The organism is Citrobacter sp. C6_1 (assembly GCF_014596835.2).
In the GTDB taxonomy this organism is placed as follows: domain Bacteria; phylum Pseudomonadota; class Gammaproteobacteria; order Enterobacterales; family Enterobacteriaceae; genus Citrobacter; species Citrobacter pasteurii.
Map to the genome: position 1 here is coordinate 2032739 of NZ_CP115031.1, position 23026 is coordinate 2055764.

The following is a 23026-nucleotide window of genomic DNA, read 5'->3' on the forward strand; positions in this document are numbered from 1 at the left end:
ACTTAGACGTTGAACAGGAAGTTCATCACATCGCCATCTTTAACGATGTAATCTTTACCTTCTGCACGCATCTTGCCGGCTTCTTTCGCGCCTTGCTCACCTTTATAGGTGATGAAGTCTTCAAACGCGATAGTTTGTGCGCGGATAAAGCCTTTCTCAAAGTCGGTGTGGATCTTACCGGCTGCCTGCGGAGCGGTTGCGCCGACAGGGATGGTCCATGCACGGACTTCTTTCACACCCGCGGTGAAGTAGGTCTGCAGGTTCAGCAGTTCGTAGCCTGCGCGGATAACGCGGTTCAGGCCAGGCTCTTCCAGACCCAGTTCAGCCATAAATTCGTCACGATCAGCATCGTCGAGTTCAGCGATGTCAGCTTCAACAGCGGCACAAACGGCAACCACGACAGATCCTTCAGCGTCGGCGATTTCGCGAACTTTATCGAGGTACGGATTGTTTTCAAAACCGTCTTCGTTCACGTTGGCGATATACATGGTTGGCTTCAGCGTCAGGAAGCTCAGGTATTTGATGGCTGCTTTGTCTTCATCGGTCAGGTTTTTCAGCGCTCGCAGCATACCGGCGTTTTCCAACTGCGGCAGGCATTTTTCCAGTGCAGCCAGTTCTGCTTTCGCGTCTTTATCACCGCCTTTGGCTTTCTTCTGTACGCGGTGGATAGCACGCTCGCAGGTGTCGAGATCGGACAGTGCCAGTTCGGTGTTGATAACGTCGATATCGTCAGCCGGATCCACTTTGTTGTTAACGTGGATAATGTTGTCGTTTTCGAAGCAGCGAACAACGTGACCGATAGCTTCGGTTTCACGAATGTTGGTCAGGAACTGGTTACCCAGGCCTTCGCCTTTGGATGCGCCTTTTACCAGGCCCGCGATATCCACAAATTCCATTGTGGTTGGCAGGATACGCTGCGGTTTGACGATTTCGGCCAGTTGATCCAGACGAGGATCGGGCATCGGAACAACACCCGTGTTCGGCTCGATAGTACAGAACGGGAAGTTTGCCGCTTCAATACCCGCTTTTGTGAGCGCGTTGAACAGGGTGGATTTGCCTACGTTTGGCAAACCGACGATACCGCATTTGAATCCCATGTTTAAATCACCTTAATCTTTTGATATTCAACCTGTTATGGAAAACAGATTGTAGAAATGTAAATAACTTTGCCTATTATACACAGCACGCGAGAAAAATGCCGCACATCGCTGCTTATTGCGCTTTAAAGGTGTGTAACCGGCTCGTTGCCTTGGTGAGTCCATCTTTGAATAAAATCTCGGTACAACGTGCCGCTTCGTCAATGGCTTCATCAATTAACTTCTGTTCTGAAACAGGCGGTTTGCCTAAAACAAAACCGACAACTTTATTTTTATCGCCCGGATGGCCGATTCCAACGCGTAAACGATGAAAGTTAGGGTTATTGCCTAACTTGCTGATGATGTCTTTCAGGCCGTTATGCCCGCCATGACCGCCGCCAAGCTTAAATTTGGCGACGCCGGGCGGCAGATCTAATTCATCGTGGGCGACCAGAATTTCATCAGGGTTAATGCGATAAAAGCTGGCCATCGCGCCAACGGCTTTGCCGCTCAGATTCATAAATGTGGTCGGTACCAGCAGGCGGACATCTTCACCTTCGAGCGTGACTCTGGAGGTGTAACCGAAGAATTTCGGCTCATCGCGCAGCGGGGCACGGAGTCTCTCTGCCAGTAAATCGACGTACCATGCGCCTGCATTATGTCGCGTTGCCGCATACTCTGCGCCGGGGTTCGCCAGGCCGACAATCAATTTAATCGCCACGTTATTTGTCCTGAGTGTGTCTATAACCGGCGTGTAGTTTACTGTTTGCCGACGCGCTTGACAAAAAACTGCGTGGGTCGCACCGAAAACTGAATAATTGCAGGAATGGACTATTGGAAATTGAGGGTGTTCAGTAGCTTATTTGTAAAGTTTTGTTGCGTTGGTGTTTGTATTTGTGATCACAGGCGCACTTGCGAATGGCAGTGTTGTCTATACTTTACACATAAGGATTAGGGGTATTCCCTGTAACAACCCAAAGTTCCGGAGGTGACACATGAAACGCAAAAACGCTTCGTTACTCGGTAACGTGCTCATGGCTTTAGGGTTGGTGGTGATGGTTGGTGGTGTTGGTTACTCTATTTTAAACCAGTTACCGCAATTTAATCTGCCACAGTTTTTCGCACATGGTGCCGTGCTCAGTATTTTTGTTGGTGGCGTCCTCTGGCTGGCGGGTGCCCGCGTCGGCGGACATGAACAAATCAGTGACCGCTACTGGTGGGTTCGCCATTACGACAAACGTTGCCGTCGTAATAATAGCCAACGCCACAGCTAAGTGCTGACATAACCTGCAGACCAGCCAGCGTTTCGCTGACTGGTCGTTAGTTTTTCTCGTTGCTGCGCGAGCGGGATCGCATGCGCTGTAACAGTGCTAATAGCGCCAGCATACTCGCCAGATATCCCATCACGATCGCTCCCTGGTGTTTTCTGCTCTCAAGCTGCGGGTCAGCGGCCCACGCCAGAAACGCGGTGACATCTCGTGCGTACTGCTCTTCTGTTTGGGGAGCATGCGTTTGCATAGCCCAGGTGATGTCATTGTCAGCCAGCGGTTTAGGCATATTAATTATCCCGCCTGGGAAAAAACGGTTGGTTTTCATCTCCGGGTCATCGGTTGCATACCCGGTCAGCAGCGCATAAACGTAATCAGCGCCTTGCTCGGTGTAGGGGGTGAACGCATCCAGTAAAAATCGCGGAAACCCGCGGTCGTAGGTTCGCGCTCGAACGATATAGCTCAGGTCAACCGGCAGCGCGCCATTATTAAGGTATTTTGCTTCCTGTTCATTCAGATAAGGTGACGCGAAAACATCGTTCAGATTGCCTTCCCGTTCGCCGGGTTGACCGTCGTCTTCAATTGTCGCGAAGACGTAGCCGCTGGCCAGTGTTTTGGCCTCCGCCTCACTGAGTTGCGGCCCTCCAGCTTTAGTTAACGTTTTGAAAGTGAGATATTTCATACCGTGGCAGGCCCGGCATTTCTCTTCATAGACCTGCAGCCCGCGTCGCAGTTGTTCGCTATCGTGTTTACCGCTCACGCCGCTAAACGACCACGTCTGCGCGGTGGGTAGCTGTGCGCCAATCGCGTTGCTCAAGAAAAGAGCCAGAGTCAGAGTTACAGTGGTTAAAAATCGCGCCATGATGTCAGCCCTGTCGTTCCAGTAAACGTCGGCACGGCAGCACAAGCAGAAACCATGCAAAATAAATAAGTGTTGAAAGCTGAGACGCCGCGCGTGTCCAGCCATCGTCATCGCTAAAACCATCAACTAAGTCCGGCCCGACCAATGCTTTTGAGCCCAACCAACCCAGAAAGAGCGCATTGGCGACCCAAAACCAAAAAATGGCTTTAACCAGCCGACTGTTATTACGAAACCGTGCGTGTGACGTATCCAGCCAGGGGAGAAAATAGAAAATCAGTACCGCCGCGCACATCGCAGTGATGCCTGCCAGTTCATTGGGGAAGCAGCGCAGAATGGAGAAGAAAGGCAGGAAGTACCATTCAGGCGCGACGATAGCCGGTGTGAGTGTCGGGTCTGCCGGGATAAAGTTATCGGCGCTGCTGAGATAGTGCGGCGCGAAAAACAGAAACCAGGCGAACAGCATTAAAAAGAGGGTGAGTTTGATAGCATCGTTTTCGGTGATGCGAAAATCGAACAACACACGCTGAGACTCTTTGGGTGAAAATGTTTTCTTCCGCGCGTGGGCAAAAGCCGACTGGACGGTACGGACGTGCCATATCGTAACCGCGACAATGGCGAAGGGGATGATAAAGTGAAGGACATAAAAACGGCCTAATGTCGGTGTGCCGGGCATATAGCCACCGACCAAAAAGGTATATAGCGTATCGCCAATAAACGGTACCGCGCGGGCGAAACTGGTGATGACCGTAGCGGCCCAGTAGCTTTTTTGCCCCCAAATCAGGCTATAGCCGAGAAACGCGGTGATCATCAATAGCACATACAGCGTCACGCTGATTGCCCACATCTTCAGATAGGGTTTGCGGTAGACGTTGTAATACATTGCCCGGAAAATATGCAGATAACAGGCGAAGAAAAAAAGCGATGCGCCAATAGCATGCAGATTGCGCACCAACTCACCGTGTTTGACCGCGCGCAGAATATGAACAATAGAGTCAAAAGCGGATCCTGCTGTAGGCACATAGAACATAGCCAGCACGATACCGGAGAGCATTTGCACGCCCAGCATGACCAGCAATATGAGACCGATAGCAAAAATCCACACGCCAGCGACTGAGCGGGGGACAGGAAGACGAAACTGCAGGTGATACCACGGGGGGGACGGATAAGCGGATTTCATCTCAGGCATCCTTCGTACCAATACGCAGACTCAGGCCGTCAGCCGACACGCTAAAGTCAGGGATGGCCAGATTCGCCGTGGCCGGGCCTCGCGTCACGCGCCCGGAGGTATCAAACTCGGAACCATGACACGGGCAAACCCAGCCCTGTCCGTTGGGGTTGGCATTGGGTACACAACCCGCGTGGGGGCAGTAACCTTGTACAACCAGCCACTGTGGATGTGCCGCTGCCACCCGCTCGCTATCCGCCTGTGGATCGGCCAGTAGACGCAGATCAGCTTGCCGCGCCGCGGCGATCTCCTCCGCCGTGCGGTGGCGAATCAGGATCAGTTTTCCCTGCCAGATACGCTTCACCGTCTGGCCTGCGGTTACGCCAGCGAGGGAGACATCAACGGGTTCATTTTCCGCCACAGTTTTATCATCCGGACCCAGCGCGGAAATGAGTGGCCAGACGGCGGCGGTCACGCCCGCTGCGCCGACAAATTTTGTCAGCTTGCACAGGCAATCGCGTCGCTGAGTTTGGATTGTTTCGCTAAGCGTTTTTTTATCCACCACCGTTATTCTCCCTTTATGACGGCGTTACTGTTTATCGATGCGGGTATAAATTTCCTGAAAACGCTTATCGGCAAGACCAGGGGCTTTGAACGCGCGGTAGCTGTCGGGTAACACGGCATCGCCGACTTTAATCAGCATGATCATGCCCTGTGCGTAGTGCGGTGAACATTTGATGCCGTAGAAACCTGCATTGTCGTATTTCACTTCAATCTCTTCATCGATTTTGCCGATAAAACCGGGATATCCGGCGGGAGAGAGTTCGGCAATCGACGCGGCATTGTGGCTCTTATGTTTGCGGATAAACTTCACGCTATCACCTGGCTGGATCGCCAGATAGTCCGGCTCATAAACCATCGGGCCGCCTGTACCGCGGTTTTTCATCAGCACTTCGTAGGTTTGTGCAAAAGCCGTCGAGGTGAAGGCTAACAGGCATAAGATTTGTAAACTTTGCTTAACACGTTTCATTGCGGTTCCTTTCGGTGTTTACGCGGGGCGTTGGTAACGGATAAAACAGTTCGCTTCGTCGGGGGCATGTTCGACAATCGCATCGATCCCAAACCAGCTATTAAGATTTTCACGGGTAAAAATGGCGGCAGGACGCCCCTGCATCGCCAGCTGTCCGGCTTTCATCACCATGATGCGATCGCAGAACATCGCCGCATGATTCAGGTCGTGTAGGGCGGCGATGACGGTGAGTTTTTCACGTTTAACCAGATTGAGCAGGCCAATCTGATGCTGGATATCAAGATGGTTTGTCGGCTCATCCATCAGCAGTACCTGCGGCTGTTGTGCCAGCGCTCTGGCGATGTGCAGACGTTGACGCTCTCCGCCGGAGAAGGTATGCCAGCAGCGATGCTGCATGTTTTGTAGGGAGACTTTCTCCAGCATCGTCTGCACAATATCGTCGTCTTTCCTCGACCACGGTGACAGCAGGCTCAGCCATGGCGTGCGACCAAGCGAAACCGCCTGAATGGCGGTAAGACGCTCGCTGGTTTCAGCCTGTTGTTCAACCAGTGCCACCTTTTGCGCCAGATGGCGGCGTGAATAACGACGAATATCCTGATGGTTTAGCGTAACGTGCCCGGAAGACGGTTTCAGTAAACCTGCCAGGAGCGAAATCAGCGACGTTTTCCCGGAACCATTGGGGCCGATAATGCCGACAAACTCGCCGCGTGAGACCTGAAAAGAGACATCATTGACGATGGCTTTGCCTTTGACTTCCCAGTACAGATGCTGGGCGTTTACCACAGGATTAGCGGTCATTTCCCCGGATTCCCTCGTATCAAAATGATGGCAAATGCAGGTGCGCCGACCAGTGCGGTAATCACGCCGATCGGCAAGACCTGTCCTGGAAGTAAGGTGCGTGAAATAACATCCGCGACGATGAGGAAAATGGCGCCAATAAGTGCGCTAACGGGCAATAGGCGATGGTGCTGATTTCCCACCAGTAATCGCGCAGCATGGGGAATGACCAGTCCGACAAAGCCAATAGCGCCGACGATTGACACCATGATGGCCGTCATCCCTGTCACGGCGGCAATCAGTACGCCACGGGTGCGTTTTACGGGAATGCCCAGCGATGCCGCCGATTCCGCGCCAAACGAGAAAGCATCCAGGTGGCGGGCATAGCAAAAGCAAACGATGATGCCTATCAGCGCAGTAGGGATTGCCAGCACGACATCCGGCCAGCGTACCCCGCTGAGATTGCCCAGCAGCCAGAACATGATGCCTCTAGCCTGTTCGGCATTGGCTGAACGCGTAATGATGAGCGAGGTAATGGCATTGAAGAGCTGCGAACTGGCAATCCCGGCGAGAATGATTTGCGTGGTGGCCGAGCCGCTTTTGCCCCTTGCCGCCATCGCCAATAGCGCGACAAACAGAAATGCCGTCAGCGCGCCAATAAACGCGCCAAGCGACATGGAAATGATCCCTGCGCCAAGTCCGGTCAGGGCGATGAGCACCGCGCCCGTTGAGGCTCCGGCAGAAATACCCAGCAGGTAAGGTTCGGCCAGCGCATTGCGCAGCAACGACTGGAGAACCACGCCTGAAACCGCCAGACAGGCTCCGCAGCAGGCGGAAACCAGCGCACGAGTCAGGCGGTAGTTCCAGATAATTCCGGCATCAAGCGCATCCACCGCATACTGTGTATCAAACAAGCGGTTTGCCAGCGTATGGCTGACATGCCGCCACGGGATAACCGTCTCACCGATTGAAATGCCCGCCAGAAGGACGCCGCACATCACCATGCTGACCCACAGCGCGTGGAACAGCGTCCGGCTGGCAAGTTGGCTCATGGCATGACGCGTCCTGCGTAATTCGCTCATTGTTTACGACTTCCCGGAATACGAAAGGGCGCTATGCCCGCATAAGGCATAACGCGCGACGAGAGTTAGTGAGTCGTCTGAGGGTGCGCCAGACCATATTGCACCAGCGCATCGGCGAGTTTTTCCAGCCCGTCAATGGTTCTGATACCCGCGTTCATGGTCTGCACGTCGATCACCGGCAGGTGGTTTTCTTTCACTGCCGGGATCAGGCGGGTAACAGGATCGGACGTGAGGTATTCCATTTTGACTTTCCAGTCATCGGCCGGGAAGCGGCGACGGCCCATCTCGCCGAGGACGATGACCGATGGGTTGGCTTTGGCAATGGTTTCCCAACCTACCGTTGGCCACTCTTCAGCGGAATCAATGACATTTTTCACCCCAAGAGATTGCGCTATCCACGCCGCGGGACCAAATTTCCCGGCGACATAAGGGTCAAGCTGCAGGTCGGCGCTGGAGAACCAAAAGACGGCAGATACGTGGTTGTCCATACCGGCAATCTTAGCTTTCGCAGCGGCTTCACGTGCTTTCAGGCTGGCAATCAGCTCATCGCCTTTGTCCTGTACATCAAAAATTTTCGCCAGGTCGGCAATTTCCTGATAGACCATGGCGATATCAAACATGCTCTTACGCACGCCGTCACCGCCGTCTTCGTTGTCTTTAGCGCAGTCGGCTGGGGCGGTATAAACCGGAACGTGTAATTCGCTAAATTGTTCGTAAGAAGCAACTGTGCCCGCAGGGCCAATCTGCCATTCAAACTGACTGGCCACCAGATCCGGTTTTTTCGCAATAATCCCTTCGAAACTCGGGATGTTTTGCGCAATGACCGCAATCTTGTCATTCGCCGCTTTGTATTGTTCAGGTACCGGGCTAAACCACAGTGATGTCCCAACAACACGATCGGCCAGACCCAGGGAATAGAGGATTTCAGTACTGTTTTGTCCAACGGTAGTCACGCGTTTTGGCGCATGATTAAACGTAATATCCCTACCACAGTTTTTGATCGTTAGTGGATATTCTGTTTTAGCCGCAGAAGCCATATTGCTGGTCAGGAAGAGTGCTGCGCCAGTCAGTGCCAGAAGTGAAAGTTTGCAATAAGCAGAGGTTAATTTTGCGTGCATTAGCGTTGTCCCGTTCATGCCAGAATCTGAACGTCTGGTCATGGTTCATTTCGTTCCATAAATTCGGGACAGGCACATGACGATAGATGACATCTAATCGTGAACTGCGGGCAAGATAATATGAAAATAAAACATATTGTTGCCAATTTGTTCAGAAATTATATTACTCATTCGTCAAATAAATCACCCCATGGACCATCCCGTCCACTCAATGTATACAACCTTGACAGCAGGTCTCCTGGCTCGCGGCAATCTGAATATCGGCCTTCCCATAAATGCGTTCTTTACAGTGACCTGTCGTGGATAATCCACGACACAGTGATATTCAGTTTCCGCTTACAGTTGCGGGGGCAGCTATGGCATAAGATTAAAATAATCCGCACCATATTCCGTTTCAAAATGATAAATAGATTCTGAAATACTGTCGGTGGGGACTTTATCGGTATCGAATAGCTCCGTCAACCGCTTGAATAAGTAGGGTTGATGCCGCTTTTTGTTTTTAATTCAATAAAATCAATTTGTTGCTTTTGTGCTTGTGACATTAATTATGTGGAAAGCACAAAAGTCGATAAACTAAATGAGAATTGTTTGATGTTGATCAATTAATGTTTTCTTTGCCGGGCTGACCACGATTAATAGCGAAATTTACTGTGATATTTAATTATTTGCGCGGCGTCACATTTTATTGATGTTTTTCCATGTGCACGATTTGCTGCTCGCCACCTTCATCAAAATAGACGGTAAAGTGATTTCGCAACCAGAATTGATAGCCACCAGGTAAAAAATGGTGGGTGTGCAGATAGCGTGTTTTATATTGTTGCTGGTCGCAAAATTGTTCCGCCAGCAGAACAAGTTGACTGCCTATGCCTTGCCGACGATATTCCTGTGCGACGTAGCAGCGACAAATTTCCGCGGTTGAGGATAATTGATAGCGTCCACGCAGTGCCGGTATTCGGTCATCGTACTGGCAAACCGCCAGCGTAGCGATAAGTTGCTGTCGGTTATTCCATGCGCCGAGCAACAGATTTCGCGGTTGATGGAGGTAGTGTGAGCGCAGATTTAATACATCTGCATGCGGTTCAGGTGCTGGTCGGTTAGCGTTAAAATAGAGATTTAAATGGTGGATAATAAACGACTGAACGGACGAAATATCAGCCTCAGTTATTTCACGGAATATAAATGCAGTATCAGCGTTCATCGTTGCAGATATCATCAGAACAAGGGAAACTGGATAATAGCAACTCAGACGCGTTTACAGAAGAGAAGTGTTACCGGCAAGCCTGCGCAAGCCGGTAACATAGTATGATTAAATATCTGCCAGCGCGGCATCACGGTTCGGGAAGAACGCCAGACGACCAGGAATGGGTTGGATACCCGCGCGCGCCATGGTGCGTAGCGGCTGGAACTCCAGATTACTGATACGCAGCTCACAACCCTCCGGCAGGCGTTTAACAAAACGCTGGAAGGCGTCCAGACCGCCGGCATCCAGCACCGGTACTGCGTCCCACTTCAGCACCACAATGCGTTTGCCTTCAAGGCGAGATTCGAGATCGGTAAAGAGTCCCTCTGCTGCGGCAAAGAAAAGCGGGCCAATAACGCGTAGTACCAGTACATCGTTTGGTACGTCTACGTTGACCGGAGCCAGACGCGTCATGCGTGCAATACGGCGCATAAACAGCAGCGAAGCGAGAACAATACCGACGCTGATGGCGATAACCATATCGAACAGCACCGTCAAAGACATACACATCAGCATGACGATGATGTCGTCTTTTGGCGCGTGGCGCAGCAGATCCACAACTTTATGCGCTTCGCTCATGTTCCATGCCACCATCAGTAGCAGGGCAGCCATCGCCGAAAGGGGTAGCCAGGAGAGCAGCGGTGCCAGAACCAGCAGGGCGAGGATCACCAGAATCGCGTGAATGACCGCAGAAATTGGCGACGTTGCGCCGGCACGAACGTTAGCTGCTGAACGGGCAATCGCGGCGGTGGCGGTAATACCACCAAAGAATGGGGCGACAATATTACCCAGACCCTGACCAATCAGTTCGCTATTGGCTTTATGCTTGGTGCCGGTCATCCCATCGAGGACGACGGCGCACAGCAGAGATTCGATTGCCCCGAGCATTGCCATCGAGAAGGCTGCCGGTAACAGCGCCTGTAACGAGCTCCAGCTCAGGGTAAAGTTTGACTCCGGCATATTCCACGGTAAAACCAGCTGCGGCAGCAGCTGTGGGATACCATTGCCCTGTGAGCCGTCAGCCAGAATATAGTGGAACTGAGATCCGATGGTGGCGACATGGCCGCCAGTCAGGTTCACGATACCCATTACCGCACAGCCTGCCAGTAGTGCTGGAAGGTGGCCCGGTAATCGGATACCCAGACGCGGCCAGACAATCAGGATCCCCAGCGTTACCACGCCAATCGCGGCATCACCCACGTTGATGGTTGGCAGGGCCATAAACAGCGCGCCAACCTTCTGCAAATAGTGCTCTGGCACATGAGCCATCTGCAGGCCAAGAAAATCTTTAATCTGCATGGTACCGATGGTGATACCAATACCTGAGGTAAAACCTAACGTAACGGACACCGGAATATATTCGATCAGGCGGCCAAAGCGAGCGAGGCCGAAGAGGATCAGGAATATCCCGGACATGAGCGTGGCGACCAGCAGACCTGCCAGCCCAAACTGTTGCGACACCGGATACAGAATCACCACGAAGGCGGCGGTGGGGCCTGATACGCTAAAGCGTGAGCCCCCGGTGAGGGCAATAACAATCCCAGCCACGGCTGAGGTATACAAGCCGTACTGTGGTGCAACGCCACTACCGATTGCCAGCGCCATCGCCAGTGGGATGGCAATTATCCCAACCGTTATCCCGGCGATCAGGTCGCGGGTAAAGCGAGAAGCGGTATATTTTTCTTTCCAACAAGCGTCGATGAGGGCGCGGAAAGGCATCACATGTGAGGAAAATAATCTGTTCACAATAATGTTTCATCCATGGGCGCATCATCTGTCAACTGAATGGCAGGTGAAGGAGGCAAAAGTCATACAAATAAATATTACAGATAAAAAAACCCGCCGCAGCGGGTTTTTGAGCCTGGCTCGATTAATGCTCGAACATAGCAGAGATGGATTCTTCGTTGCTGATACGACGAATCGCTTCGGCCAGCATACCCGACAGAGTCAACGTACGCACGTTTGGCAGTGCTTTGATTTCGTCGGTCAGTGGAATGGTGTCACAGACAACGACTTCATCAATTACTGAATTGCGCAGGTTGTTTGCCGCATTACCTGAGAAGATCGGGTGAGTTGCATAAGCAAATACGCGTTTAGCACCACGCTCTTTCAGCGCTTCAGCTGCTTTACACAGCGTACCGCCGGTATCGATCATGTCATCAACCAGCACGCAGTCACGGCCTGCAACGTCACCAATGATGTGCATCACCTGAGAAACGTTCGCACGTGGGCGACGTTTATCGATGATAGCCATATCGGTATCGTTCAGCAGTTTAGCGATAGCGCGGGCACGCACGACGCCACCGATATCCGGAGAAACCACAATCGGGTTGTCCAGATTCAGCTGCAGCATGTCTTCTAACAGAATCGGGCTACCGAATACGTTATCAACCGGCACATCAAAGAAGCCCTGGATCTGTTCAGCATGCAGGTCAACGGTGAGGACGCGGTCAACGCCAACGCTGGACAGGAAGTCCGCGACGACTTTAGCGGTAATCGGAACACGAGCAGAACGTACGCGACGATCCTGACGTGCATAGCCGAAGTAAGGGATAACGGCGGTGATACGGCCTGCGGAAGCACGGCGCAGCGCATCAACCATAACGACCAATTCCATCAGGTTGTCGTTAGTAGGGGCACAAGTGGACTGGATGATGAAAATATCACCACCGCGTACATTTTCATTAATTTGTACGCTGACTTCGCCGTCGCTAAAGCGACCTACAGCGGCGTCGCCGAGTGAAGTGTACAGGCGGTTGGCAATACGTTGTGCTAGTTCCGGGGTAGCGTTACCAGCAAAAAGCTTCATATCAGGCACGAGAAGAACCTCAGGCATGCGTCCATTGGTGGAAAGAATCTGCCGAAAACTGTGCGGGCCAGGCAGTATCCTCTCCAGGCGGTGTATTAAAGAGCGCGATGCAACGTCTGGAACGGGGTGACGTTGTCACCGCAACTCAGCTTGCCCGGCTTACTCGTCATCAGTCACGTTTCATGTGCTGGCATCAATTTCTCGCACCAGTCACATATTTTTGTATGTGTCTGGCGGTTCGTCATCTCGCCATCTTCCTGAAACCCAAATGATTTAGAGTAGCGCTCTGTGCAATGGGGAGAGGTTTACACCTTTCGCCACAAAGCCTTTGAGCCAATCCGGGGCTTGCTCAAGCACCTGGCGAGCACGGAACTCAGTGTCAAATTCAGCAAAGACACAAGCCCCTGTACCAGTCAGGCGCGACGGCGCGTATTCTAACAGCCAGGAAAGCGCCGCATCAACCTCGCGAAAACGTTTTCTTGCGATAACCTCGCAATCATTGCCGAATTCACATTTTAGTAACGTTTCTATTGACCTTTTTGGCGTGTTGCGCGGGAGGTCAGGATCTTTAAAAATCACCGGCGTTGGAATACTGACTCCCGGATGGGCGACCAGGTACCATTTTTCTGCTGGATTGACCGGCGTCAGGATTTCTCCTACGCCTTCAGCAAAGGCTGCGTGACCGCGTACGAATACCGGTACGTCGGCGCCCAGCGTTAAACCCATTATTGCCAGTTCATCTACAGACAACCCACACTGCCACAGATGATTCAGTGCCACTAAAACGGTGGCTGCATTCGATGAGCCACCGCCCAGACCACCGCCCATCGGCAGGCGCTTATGAATGCTGATGTCTGCGCCGCTGCCGGCTGGCAGGCGACCACGTTCCGTGGCGGTTTTCATGAGCAAGCGTGCGGCGCGCACAATCAGGTTGTCTTCATGCTCAACACCATCAACGGGCGTTAACAGGTGAATTTCACCGTCGCTGCGTACGTTGATACTAATCTCGTCGCCATAGTCGAGAAACTGGAACAGCGTTTGTAGCGTGTGATAACCGTCCGCACGCTGTCCGGTGATGTATAAAAACAGATTCAGTTTCGCCGGAGAGGGCCAGTGGGTCATCATTTCACAATCCAGTTATCCATTTTTAGCTTAATGCGCTGGGAGCCGTCGGACAGTTCCATGTTCGCCGGCATCGCTGGCTGCGTTTTGCTGTCATAGGCGCTGTACACGACTTTCCAGCTTTTACCGTCTTTACTGTAATTCACTTCACTCAGACGATATTGGTCATCGAGTTTATAATCGGTGGCGTCTCCCGGCAGACCCAGGATCCACTGGCGCAGGCTGTTCAATGGAATAGGCATGCCGGTCAGTTTGCCAATCATCTCTTCGGCGTCGTCAGCGGTGTAGTGCTTCCCTTTGTTATCGACGAGTTCGACGTTGCCCGGTTGCGCGTTCAGTTCCAGTTCGGTACTACCCAACGGATTGGTCAGCAGAAGGCGATAGCGATCCTGGCCAGTTTGCTGCCAGAAAAAGCGGGCATACACTTTCTGCTGGTCGGAAATATAGGCAAACGCACCGCGTGTCTGATATTGGTTCAGTGCGCGCACTTCCTGCTGGTGCTGGCGCCATTGCGGAGAATCGGGGCTTTTACCGGGACCTTTCGGCGCGTTGAGCGTACAGGCGGTAAGAACCAGGCTTGCCAGCGGCAACAGACGGATCAGGCGAAAATCAGGCAGGGTCATAATGATGACAAATCCTTGTAATACGGTGCATTAATTGCCTGATGGCGCGGCGCTTATCAGGCCTACAAACTGAATCCGCAGGTTGGAAAAGACACGTTTTTCGCCATCCGGCAAAATCATGCCAGCGGTTGCAGTTATATCCCTTAATGCTAGCGCCGACCGTGAATATCGTCTACGGTCACGTTATCTTAATTTAAACCGTAAGCTATTACTCCAAAAGGGGGCAGTCTCTTTTATTGGCCGCACGCATCCTGTATGATGCACGCAGTCTAACCTTATCAACGCTGGTACTATTCCCGCACACATGACCCTTTTAGCGCTTGGTATTAACCATAAAACGGCACCTGTATCGCTGCGAGAACGCGTAACGTTTTCGCCGGACACGCTCGATCAGGCGCTGGACAGCCTGCTTGCGCAGCCAATGGTGCAGGGCGGGGTAGTGCTGTCGACGTGTAACCGCACAGAGCTGTATCTCAGCGTAGAAGAGCAGGATAACCTGCAGGAAGCGCTGATTCGCTGGCTGTGTGAGTACCACAATCTGAACGAAGAAGATCTGCGCAGTAGCCTCTACTGGCACCAGGACAACGATGCTGTCAGCCATCTGATGCGCGTTGCCAGCGGTCTGGATTCACTGGTGCTCGGCGAGCCACAAATTCTGGGGCAGGTGAAAAAAGCCTTTGCGGACTCGCAAAAAGGCCACCTGAACGCCAGTGCGCTGGAACGTATGTTCCAGAAATCATTCTCCGTTGCGAAACGTGTACGCACAGAAACGGATATCGGTGCCAGCGCGGTCTCAGTCGCCTTTGCTGCCTGTACGCTGGCGCGGCAGATCTTTGAATCCCTTTCCACGGTAACCGTGTTGTTAGTGGGTGCTGGCGAGACCATCGAGCTGGTGGCGCGACATCTGCGTGAGCACAAAGTGAAGAAGATGATCATCGCTAACCGCACACGTGAGCGTGCGCAGGTGCTGGCCGATGAAGTCGGTGCCGAGGTGATTTCGCTGAGCGATATTGATGCCCGCTTACAGGATGCCGATATTATTATCAGCTCTACCGCCAGCCCGCTGCCTATTATTGGCAAGGGGATGGTCGAACGTGCGCTAAAAAATCGCCGTAATCAGCCTATGCTGCTGGTCGATATTGCGGTACCACGCGACGTTGAACCGGAAGTGGGCAAACTGTCCAATGCCTATTTGTACAGTGTTGACGACCTGCAAAGCATCATTTCGCATAACCTGGCGCAGCGCAAAGCGGCCGCCGTGGAAGCGGAAACCATCGTTGCGCAGGAAACCAGCGAGTTTATGGCCTGGCTGCGAGCACAAAGCGCAAGCGAGACCATCCGCGATTATCGCAGTCAGTCTGAACAAATCCGTGATGAACTGACCGCCAAAGCGTTGGCTGCTCTGGAACAGGGCGGTGATGCGCAAGCCATTATGCAGGACCTGGCGTGGAAGCTGACTAACCGCCTGATCCACGCACCAACCAAATCACTTCAACAGGCCGCCCGTGACGGGGACAGTGAACGCCTGAATATTCTGCGCGACAGCCTCGGGCTGGAGTAGCAGTACACCAATCTCATTTTTTACAGGGTGCATTTACGCCTATGAAGCCTTCTATCGTTGCCAAACTGGAAGCCCTGCATGAACGCCATGAAGAAGTTCAGGCGCTGCTCGGTGATGCGGGAACTATCGCAGACCAGGAACGCTTTCGTGCATTGTCGCGCGAATATGCGCAATTAAGTGATGTTTCCCGTTGTTTTACGGACTGGCAACAGGTTCAGGACGATATCGAAACGGCACAGATGATGCTCGACGATCCTGAAATGCGTGAAATGGCGCAGGATGAACTGCGCGAAGCAAAAGAAAAATGTGAACAACTGGAACAGCATCTGCAGGTTCTGCTGCTGCCAACCGATCCTGATGATGAACGTAACGCCTTCCTCGAAGTGCGTGCGGGAACCGGTGGTGATGAAGCGGCGCTGTTTGCCGGCGATCTGTTCCGCATGTACAGCCGTTACGCTGAATCGCGTCGCTGGCGGGTAGAGATCATGAGCGCCAACGAAGGCGAACATGGTGGCTACAAAGAAATTATTGCCAAAGTCAGCGGTGATGGCGTGTATGGTCGACTGAAATTCGAGTCCGGCGGCCATCGCGTACAGCGCGTACCGGCGACCGAATCTCAAGGACGTATCCATACTTCTGCCTGTACGGTCGCGGTGATGCCGGAACTGCCGGAAGCAGAACTGCCGGATATCAACCCAGCCGATCTGCGTATTGATACCTTCCGCTCATCCGGCGCTGGGGGTCAGCACGTTAACACCACCGACTCCGCTATTCGTATTACCCACTTGCCAACCGGCATCGTGGTGGAGTGTCAGGACGAACGTTCGCAGCATAAAAACAAAGCGAAAGCGATGTCGGTGCTGGGGGCGCGTATTCGTGCCGCCGAAGTGGCCAGGCGTCAACAGGCGGAAGCCTCCGAACGTCGCAACCTGCTGGGCAGCGGCGATCGCAGCGATCGCAACCGCACCTATAACTTCCCGCAGGGGCGTGTGACCGATCACCGCATTAACCTGACGCTCTACCGTCTGGATGAAGCGATGGAAGGTAAACTGGATATGCTTATTGAGCCAATCGTCCAGGAATACCAGGCCGACCAACTGGCGGCGTTGTCCGAGCAGGATTAATGGACTATCAGCACTGGCTGCGTGAAGCGATAAGCCAATTACAGGCAAGCGAAAGCCCGCGTCGTGACGCCGAGATCATACTTGAGTTCGTCACAGGCAAAGGGCGAACCTATATTCTGGCGTTCGGCGAAACGGTGTTAACTGAGGCGCAGCGTCAACGGCTCGATACATTACTGGAACGCCGTCAGCGGGGTGAGCCGGTGGCACATCTGACCGGCGTGCGCGAGTTCTGGTCGCTGCCGCTGTTTGTGTCTCCGGCTACGCTTATTCCACGCCCGGATACCGAGTGTCTGGTTGAGCAGGCGCTGGCTCGTCTGCCTGCCTCTGCGTGTCGTATTCTCGATTTGGGAACCGGTACGGGCGCCATTGCGCTGGCGCTGGCGTCTGAGCGTCCGGATTGCACGGTGACCGCGGTTGACCGCATGCCGGATGCTGTAGACCTGGCAAACCGCAACAAACAGCATCTGGCCATCGACAATGTGCGTGTGTTGCAAAGCGACTGGTTTAGTGCTTTGCAGGGGCAGCAGTTTGAGATGATCGTTAGTAACCCGCCGTACATCGATGAGCAGGATCCGCACCTGGCGCAGGGCGATGTACGTTTTGAGCCGCTATCGGCACTGGTGGCGGGCGAGCAGGGTATGGCGGATATTGTGCATATCATTGACCAGTCTCGACACATGCTAACGCCCGGCGGTTATCTGTTGCTGGAACATGGCTGGCAGCAGGGTGAGGCGGTACGCGACGCGTTTACCCGCGCAGGTTACCAGGCGGTTGAAACCTGTCGTGACTATGGCGGCAACGAGCGGATTACGCTTGGGCGCATCCCATCATGAATTCGTTCAGCACACTACTTACTATTCATCTCGTTAGCATCGCGCTTTCTGTCGGGCTACTCACGTTGCGTTTTTGGTGGCGTTCTACCAATACGCGCCTTGCATCATCGCGCTGGACGCGTATTCTGCCACCGATCATTGATACCGTTTTACTTCTCAGCGGCGTGGCGTTGATCGCTAAAACGCACATCCTGCCATTCACCGAACAGGGGACATGGCTGACTGAAAAGCTGTTTGGGGTTATCATTTACATCGTTTTGGGTTTTATTGCGCTCGATTACCGTCGGGCGCGCAGCCAGCAGGCGCGATTAATCGCATTTCCGCTGGCGCTGGTGGTGCTGTACATCATCATTAAACTCGCCACCACAAAAATACCGTTACTGGGGTAAGTCATGAGGTCGTTAGCTGATTTCGAATTTAATAAAGCGCCGTTGTGTGATGGGATGATCCTGGCGTCGGAGTCTATCCGTCTGGATTTTCCAACACAAACTGTCTATGACGAACTGGAACGTCTGGTTGGTCTGGCGCAAGAAGAAATTAGCCAGCTCCTGTCTCAGGATGAGCAACTGGAAAAACTGCTGGCACTTTTTTACGGCGAATGGGGTTTTACGGACACCCACGGCGTCTATCGTCTTTCTGATGCACTATGGCTTGACCAGGTTCTGAAAAACCGTCAGGGCAGCGCTGTGTCGCTGGGGGCGATCTTATTGTGGATTGCCAACCGACTGGAACTGCCGTTGGTACCGGTGATTTTCCCGACACAACTCATCCTGCGTATTGAATCGCTCGATGGCGAAATGTGGCTAATCAATCCGTTCAATGGCGAAACATTAAATGAACACACGCTGGAAGTGTGGTTGAAGGGGAATATCAGCCCGGTTGCGGAGTTATTTAACGAGGACCTGGATGAAGCGGATAACGCGGAAGTGATCCGCAAACTGCTCGATACGCTGAAATCATCACTGATGGAAGAGCGGCAAATGGAACTGGCGCTGCGAGCCAGCGAAGCATTACTGCAGTTTAATCCTGAGGATCCGTATGAAATACGCGATCGTGGATTGATTTACGCGCAGCTGGAATGTGAACATGTTGCGCTGACAGATTTAAGCTATTTCGTTGAACAGTGTCCGGAAGACCCGATCAGCGAAATGATCCGTGCGCAGATTAATACTATTTCGCACAAACAAATTGTATTGCATTGATTAATGACACTTTACCTACCGTTTAAGGCGATCCTATGAAACAAAAAGTGGTTAGCATTGGCGACATCAACGTGGCAAATGACCTGCCGTTCGTGCTGTTTGGCGGAATGAACGTGCTGGAATCCCGCGATCTGGCGATGCGCATTTGTGAGCACTACGTAACCGTTACTCAAAAGCTGGGTATCCCTTACGTGTTCAAAGCCTCCTTTGATAAAGCCAACCGTTCTTCCATCCACTCTTACCGTGGACCGGGCCTTGAAGAAGGGATGAAAATCTTCCAGGAACTGAAGCAGACGTTTGGCGTAAAAGTGATCACCGACGTTCATGAAGCCAGCCAGGCACAGCCTGTTGCCGATGTGGTGGATGTGATTCAACTGCCGGCATTCCTTGCTCGTCAGACCGATCTGGTAGAAGCGATGGCGAAAACCGGTGCCGTTATCAACGTGAAGAAACCGCAGTTCGTAAGCCCTGGTCAGATGGGTAATATCGTGGATAAATTCCATGAAGGCGGTAACGATAAGGTTATTCTCTGCGACCGTGGCGCGAACTTTGGTTATGACAACCTGGTTGTGGATATGCTGGGCTTCAGCGTGATGAAGAAAGTCTCCGGCAACTCACCGGTGATTTTTGACGTGACCCATGCGCTGCAGTGCCGCGATCCGTTTGGCGCAGCAAGCGGCGGTCGTCGCGCGCAGGTTACCGAACTGGCGCGTGCCGGTATGGCGGTAGGCCTGGCAGGTCTGTTTATTGAAGCGCATCCGGATCCAGCCAATGCGAAATGCGATGGCCCATCCGCGCTGCCGCTGGCGAAACTGGAACAGTTCCTGACGCAGATTAAAGCCATAGATGACCTGGTGAAAAGCTTCGACGAGCTGGATACTGAGAACTAATTCATTTTGTGTGCCTGACAGAGCTTGCGCTTATCAGGTCTACGAAAGGAAATAAGAAGCCGGACCCGACAAGTTGTGTCGGTGTCCGGCTTTTTTTATCAGGCGAATATTGTCATCAGGTAGGCGATAAACAGTGCCAGATGTGCTGCACCGTTGAGCACATTGGTGCGTCCGGTGGAGAAGGAGATATGGCACAGCACCAGCGAAGAAAGCATGACAATCATCTCTGGTGCGCCCAGCGCGAACACCAGGTCATTCCCTGTTGCCCAGGCAATCAGTGTGACGACGGGTACGGTCAGTGAAATGGTGGCAAGTACTGAGCCGAAGAATAAATTCATCGCTCGCTGCACCTGATTGTTCAGTACTGCTTTCAACGCACCTAAACCCTCAGGGGAGAGAATAAGCAACGCCACCAGGAAACCGGTAAATGCCACTGGTGCATTCAGCTCGGTAAGTAATGTTTCCAGCGGATTGGCATTCATTTTGGTGACGGCAATAACGGCAATCAAATGGATGACAAGCCAGGCGGCGTGCCACAGATTGCTGTGCGCTGAAGGTTTACCGTGATGTGGGTCATCGCCGTCCCCCTCATCTTCATGTTCGTAAATGAACAGGCTCTGGTGTGTTTTGGTCTGGATCAGCAAAAATACGCCGTACATTGCTGCTGAAATTAAGGCTACCAGCAGTGCCTGCGCGGTGGTGAAATTCGCTCCCGGTAATGCCATCGGGAATACCAGCACGATAATGGCCAGCGGGAATAGAGCAATTAAATACTGCTTAATACCGAACAGGTTCATATACTGGGTAGCAAATTTGCGACCACCCAACAGTAATGAAAACCCGACCAGCCCACCGGTTACGATCATAATGATTGAATAGAGCGTATCGCGCATTAGCGTGGGCGCGGCGTCACCGGTTGCCATTAATGCGGAAATTAAACTGACTTCGAGAATAACCACCGAAAGGCTGAGGATCAGCGAGCCATAGGGTTCACCAAGTCGGTGAGCTAATACGTCTGCATGACGGACAACGCTGAATGCGCTACTTAATATACCAATAAGGGCTAGTGCGTTAATGCCGATGACCACTGGTAGTGACTGACTGCTCCCCCAAAAGAACAGTACTACCAGCGCCAAAACCGGAAAGGCGAGTGAGGTCTCCTTGTGGCGGGTTTTTACCGCCTCATGTGCATGTGTCATGTAATTAATTCTCCATCTCTGCAGGTGCTTATAATTATAAATGTATTAAAGAATGTAAAAAATAACAGATCTTTCGGTATTTCCGATCTGATTTTACGTAATTTTACGGCATGGACCATTTTTTGCATCAAAGCGAGCAAAATGGTGTGTCTTGTTTAGAGAGCATTTGAATAACAAGATGTTAGGTTTCTAAATCAATCAAAATAGCACACGATGATATGCTGACGGTCGTGCCAGGCCGGGACATAAAAAGAGGATATAAAGTGCCGTTGAGCCTTTGTTGCCTTGCATGCAGGCGGTGAATTGCCTATTGTCCTGGTATTGGTTTCAAAATGAGCAGTAAAAAAGCCTGGAAGGCGTCAAAAAAGTTGTTGCAGGGAAGTCGCAGTGGCGGAGGTGTAAGGTGTTAACGCGTGATTTTTTATTGAATGCTGACTGTAAGACGGCATTTGGTGATATTGAAGAATCACTACTCTGGTCGGCGGAACAACGGGCAGCCTCACTGGCCGCCACGCTTGCCTGCCGTCCAGATGATGGACCGGTGTGGATCTTTGGTTATGGATCGTTGATGTGGAATCCGGCGTTAGAGTTTGAAGAGTCCTGTACCGGGACGTTAGTCGGCTGGCATCGCGCATTTTGTTTGCGCCTGACGGCAGGGCGAGGAACGGCCGGTCAGCCAGGACGTATGCTGGCCTTAAAAGAGGGCGGACGCACTACTGGTGTAGCCTACCGTCTGCCGAACGCGTCGCTGGAACAAGAGCTTTCTTTGCTGTGGAAGCGTGAAATGATCACCGGATGCTATCTGCCCACCTGGTGCCAGTTGGCGCTTGATGATGGCCGAACGGTGAGTGCGCTGGTCTTTATTATGGATCCGCGACATCCATTGTTTGAGTCCGATACCCGTGCTCAGGTTATCGCACCGCTTATTGCTTCTGCCAGTGGGCCATTGGGAACCAACGCGCAATATCTGTTCTCGCTGGAACAGGAATTGGTGAAGTTGGGGATGCAGGATGACTGTCTTAGCGATCTGGTGATTACGGTCAGAAGGTTGTTGGGAGAGAACCTGCCGGAAGGCGTCATGCGACCCGGATTTGCCTAAGCGTTGCCGGGTTATCTGTTGTGTGCCCGATAAGCGTAGATGCTTTCGGGCAGTACATCATCAGGCTGCAATATAACTGATTGAATGCTCCAGAGACTGGCTGTGGCTGTCGATCAGCACATTCCAGATGCCGGTATAGGGCACGGTAAGCCATGCGTTATCACGATCCTGCACGCTTAAGATGTCAGACTGCGTGTCTTTGACGTGATTTTTCTCGCTCATCAGATGGATATGACAGCGCTCAGAACAGCGTACCACCACCGTATCTCCACCGAATAATTTCAAACTTGCCTTCACTAATGCCATTTTTCACCCCGTTCTTGAAAACAACGTACTTTCTGTTGAAAGTGCTGCGTGATGTTGTTCACATTTCACTCATTGCATAACACCAAAGGGGAGGGGGCAGGATGCTGATTTTGATCAAAAAATGGCATAACGATTAAACAAAAATGACAAAATCCCTTAAAAGGGTTGAAAGGGCGAGCTTACGTTTAACGAAACCGCGCCCATCTGAGATTAAATCGGGAAATTACCGGCACTTTCAGTACGCTTGCCTGAAAGTGTTGGCATCAGAAGGTCAAAACCTTATCTGCTGCCAGCGTCCACTGAGCCAGTTCCACCAGCGTACCGACTTCAACGCCATCAATTAACGGCAGTGCGGTGATCCCGCGGCCATCGGTACAGGTTTTGCAGAGTTTTACCGGAACGTTTTGTGCTGTCAGGATTTCCAGCATTTGCTGAATATTATAACCCTCCCCCGGTTTCTGCCCGCGCAGCCCTGCAGTGACGGCATCCGACATTAAAAACAGACGCAGGTCGAGGCTGCCCTCCTGCTCGCGCAGAGCGATGGCCAGACGCAGACTGTTGAATAACGACTCGCTTCCATAGGCTGCACCGTTGGCGATGATCACTATCTTTTGCATTTTTACTCCTGTTGCTGCATGTG

25 protein-coding genes and 1 riboswitch are annotated in these 23026 nt (G+C 52.3%); of the genes, 8 read left to right on the forward strand and 17 right to left on the reverse strand.

Annotated elements, in window-relative coordinates:
* Positions 1-2 precede the first annotated feature (2 nt).
* Positions 3-1097 carry a redox-regulated ATPase YchF gene (gene ychF / locus IB196_RS09930; RefSeq protein ID WP_005122324.1) on the reverse strand — a complete coding sequence of 365 codons (1095 nt, stop codon included), beginning with the start codon at positions 1095-1097 and terminating at the stop codon, positions 3-5.
* A gap of 115 nt (positions 1098-1212) precedes the next feature.
* Positions 1213-1797: an aminoacyl-tRNA hydrolase gene (gene pth, locus IB196_RS09935; RefSeq protein WP_003020814.1), complete on the reverse strand. Its 585-nt coding sequence runs from the start codon at positions 1795-1797 to the stop codon at positions 1213-1215.
* A 274-nt stretch (positions 1798-2071) separates the two neighbouring features.
* On the opposite strand from pth, the gene ychH reads away from it, so the two are divergent.
* A complete protein-coding gene (gene ychH / locus IB196_RS09940; RefSeq protein WP_005122329.1) occupies positions 2072-2350 on the forward strand; it encodes a stress-induced protein YchH in 279 nt (92 codons plus the stop codon).
* Positions 2351-2396: 46 nt separating this feature from the next.
* Here the strand turns inward: ychH and IB196_RS09945 are convergent, their stop codons facing one another.
* The 12 genes from IB196_RS09945 to lolB all read right to left on the reverse strand — a co-directional run bounded on the left by IB196_RS09945 (position 2397) and on the right by lolB (position 14172).
* Complete coding sequence (locus IB196_RS09945; RefSeq protein WP_005122331.1) at positions 2397-3206, reverse strand: cytochrome c1; 810 nt, start codon at positions 3204-3206, stop codon at positions 2397-2399.
* Between the two features lie 4 nt (positions 3207-3210).
* Positions 3211-4383: a cytochrome b N-terminal domain-containing protein gene (locus IB196_RS09950; RefSeq protein ID WP_188231666.1), complete on the reverse strand. Its 1173-nt coding sequence runs from the start codon at positions 4381-4383 to the stop codon at positions 3211-3213.
* Between the two features lies 1 nt (position 4384).
* Positions 4385-4936, reverse strand: a complete 552-nt coding sequence (petA, locus tag IB196_RS09955) for a ubiquinol-cytochrome c reductase iron-sulfur subunit (RefSeq protein WP_005122337.1) — start codon at positions 4934-4936, stop codon at positions 4385-4387.
* A gap of 24 nt (positions 4937-4960) precedes the next feature.
* A complete protein-coding gene (locus IB196_RS09960) occupies positions 4961-5401 on the reverse strand; it encodes a pseudoazurin (RefSeq protein WP_005122339.1) in 441 nt (146 codons plus the stop codon).
* 18 nt (positions 5402-5419) lie between these two features.
* Positions 5420-6199 (reverse strand): ABC transporter ATP-binding protein, encoded by a 780-nt coding sequence (locus IB196_RS09965; protein ID WP_005122340.1) that lies wholly within the window; start codon positions 6197-6199, stop codon positions 5420-5422.
* Positions 6196-7260, reverse strand: coding sequence for an iron ABC transporter permease (locus IB196_RS09970; RefSeq protein WP_149692012.1), 1065 nt, complete (start codon positions 7258-7260; stop codon positions 6196-6198). The genes IB196_RS09965 and IB196_RS09970 overlap by 4 nt, the downstream gene beginning before the upstream one ends.
* Before the next feature lie 65 nt (positions 7261-7325).
* Positions 7326-8378 (reverse strand): ABC transporter substrate-binding protein, encoded by a 1053-nt coding sequence (locus IB196_RS09975; protein WP_040233263.1) that lies wholly within the window; start codon positions 8376-8378, stop codon positions 7326-7328.
* Positions 8379-8588: 210 nt separating this feature from the next.
* Positions 8589-8819, reverse strand: a riboswitch (cobalamin riboswitch).
* Between the two features lie 241 nt (positions 8820-9060).
* Positions 9061-9576: a GNAT family N-acetyltransferase gene (locus IB196_RS09980; RefSeq protein ID WP_005126340.1), complete on the reverse strand. Its 516-nt coding sequence runs from the start codon at positions 9574-9576 to the stop codon at positions 9061-9063.
* 108 nt (positions 9577-9684) lie between these two features.
* Positions 9685-11337, reverse strand: a complete 1653-nt coding sequence (gene dauA / locus IB196_RS09985; protein WP_040233237.1) for a C4-dicarboxylic acid transporter DauA — start codon at positions 11335-11337, stop codon at positions 9685-9687.
* 151 nt (positions 11338-11488) lie between these two features.
* A complete protein-coding gene (gene prs, locus IB196_RS09990) occupies positions 11489-12436 on the reverse strand; it encodes a ribose-phosphate diphosphokinase (protein ID WP_001518537.1) in 948 nt (315 codons plus the stop codon).
* Between the two features lie 264 nt (positions 12437-12700).
* On the reverse strand, positions 12701-13552 hold the full coding sequence (gene ispE, locus IB196_RS09995) for a 4-(cytidine 5'-diphospho)-2-C-methyl-D-erythritol kinase (RefSeq protein WP_005126358.1): 852 nt from the start codon (positions 13550-13552) through the stop codon (positions 12701-12703).
* Positions 13549-14172, reverse strand: a complete 624-nt coding sequence (gene lolB / locus IB196_RS10000; RefSeq protein ID WP_005126359.1) for a lipoprotein insertase outer membrane protein LolB — start codon at positions 14170-14172, stop codon at positions 13549-13551. The genes ispE and lolB overlap by 4 nt, the downstream gene beginning before the upstream one ends.
* Positions 14173-14476: 304 nt before the next feature.
* Between lolB and hemA the strand changes: the two genes are divergently transcribed.
* The 6 genes from hemA to kdsA are packed head-to-tail and all read left to right on the forward strand — an operon-like array spanning position 14477 to position 19782.
* On the forward strand, positions 14477-15733 hold the full coding sequence (gene hemA / locus IB196_RS10005; protein WP_040233235.1) for a glutamyl-tRNA reductase: 1257 nt from the start codon (positions 14477-14479) through the stop codon (positions 15731-15733).
* A 41-nt stretch (positions 15734-15774) separates the two neighbouring features.
* The gene (gene prfA, locus IB196_RS10010) at positions 15775-16857 is read left to right on the forward strand and encodes a peptide chain release factor 1 (protein ID WP_005126363.1); all 1083 of its coding nucleotides are present in this window, start codon (positions 15775-15777) and stop codon (positions 16855-16857) included.
* A complete protein-coding gene (gene prmC, locus IB196_RS10015) occupies positions 16857-17690 on the forward strand; it encodes a peptide chain release factor N(5)-glutamine methyltransferase (RefSeq protein WP_005126364.1) in 834 nt (277 codons plus the stop codon). The genes prfA and prmC overlap by 1 nt, the downstream gene beginning before the upstream one ends.
* Positions 17687-18079, forward strand: coding sequence for an invasion regulator SirB2 (gene sirB2, locus IB196_RS10020; RefSeq protein WP_040233231.1), 393 nt, complete (start codon positions 17687-17689; stop codon positions 18077-18079). Before prmC ends, sirB2 begins: the two co-directional genes overlap by 4 nt.
* 3 nt (positions 18080-18082) lie before the next feature.
* Positions 18083-18892 carry an invasion regulator SirB1 gene (gene sirB1 / locus IB196_RS10025; RefSeq protein ID WP_005126366.1) on the forward strand — a complete coding sequence of 270 codons (810 nt, stop codon included), beginning with the start codon at positions 18083-18085 and terminating at the stop codon, positions 18890-18892.
* Between the two features lie 35 nt (positions 18893-18927).
* A complete protein-coding gene (gene kdsA, locus IB196_RS10030; RefSeq protein WP_003020772.1) occupies positions 18928-19782 on the forward strand; it encodes a 3-deoxy-8-phosphooctulonate synthase in 855 nt (284 codons plus the stop codon).
* A gap of 98 nt (positions 19783-19880) precedes the next feature.
* Here kdsA and chaA read toward each other — a convergent pair whose 3' ends face one another.
* A complete protein-coding gene (chaA, locus tag IB196_RS10035) occupies positions 19881-20981 on the reverse strand; it encodes a sodium-potassium/proton antiporter ChaA (RefSeq protein ID WP_188231665.1) in 1101 nt (366 codons plus the stop codon).
* A 403-nt stretch (positions 20982-21384) separates the two neighbouring features.
* Between chaA and IB196_RS10040 the strand changes: the two genes are divergently transcribed.
* A complete protein-coding gene (locus tag IB196_RS10040) occupies positions 21385-22080 on the forward strand; it encodes a gamma-glutamylcyclotransferase (RefSeq protein WP_188231664.1) in 696 nt (231 codons plus the stop codon).
* A gap of 60 nt (positions 22081-22140) precedes the next feature.
* On the opposite strand, the gene IB196_RS10045 is transcribed toward IB196_RS10040, so the two are convergent.
* Positions 22141-22386, reverse strand: coding sequence for a DUF1883 domain-containing protein (locus IB196_RS10045; protein WP_003020763.1), 246 nt, complete (start codon positions 22384-22386; stop codon positions 22141-22143).
* 263 nt (positions 22387-22649) lie between these two features.
* Positions 22650-23003: a DsrE/DsrF/TusD sulfur relay family protein gene (locus tag IB196_RS10050; protein ID WP_005126372.1), complete on the reverse strand. Its 354-nt coding sequence runs from the start codon at positions 23001-23003 to the stop codon at positions 22650-22652.
* Positions 23004-23026: the final 23 nt, after the last annotated feature.